Here is a 309-nt window from a genome sequence, read left to right on the forward strand (position 1 = left end):
GACGGCTCGCCGGTGATGCACCAGTCGATGCGTTGGCCGCGTTCGGCGAACAGCCGCGCGACGTGGCGCACGCCATCAATGGCATCGCCCTCCTCGTCGCTGGTCAGCAGCACCGCCAGCGTGCCGGGGTGATCGGGGTGCGCGGCGACGAACTGCTCGGCGGCCACCACGAATGCCGCCACGCTGCCCTTCATGTCGGCGGTACCACGGCCATACAGCACGCCGTCACGGACCTGCGGCGTGAACGGGTCGCTGGTCCAGGCCTCGCGCGGGCCCGTCGGCACCACGTCGGTATGGCCCAGCAGCACC

Annotated in this window: 1 protein-coding gene; it reads right to left on the reverse strand. The window is 71.5% G+C overall.

What is annotated here, in order from left to right; all coding sequences use genetic code 11:
• A partial coding sequence (locus EN874_RS32985) for a M20/M25/M40 family metallo-hydrolase (protein WP_127428865.1) occupies window positions 1–309 on the reverse strand: 309 nt, incomplete at both ends.

The organism is Mesorhizobium sp. M1D.F.Ca.ET.231.01.1.1 (assembly GCF_003999155.2).
Classification (GTDB): Bacteria; Pseudomonadota; Alphaproteobacteria; order Rhizobiales; family Rhizobiaceae; genus Mesorhizobium.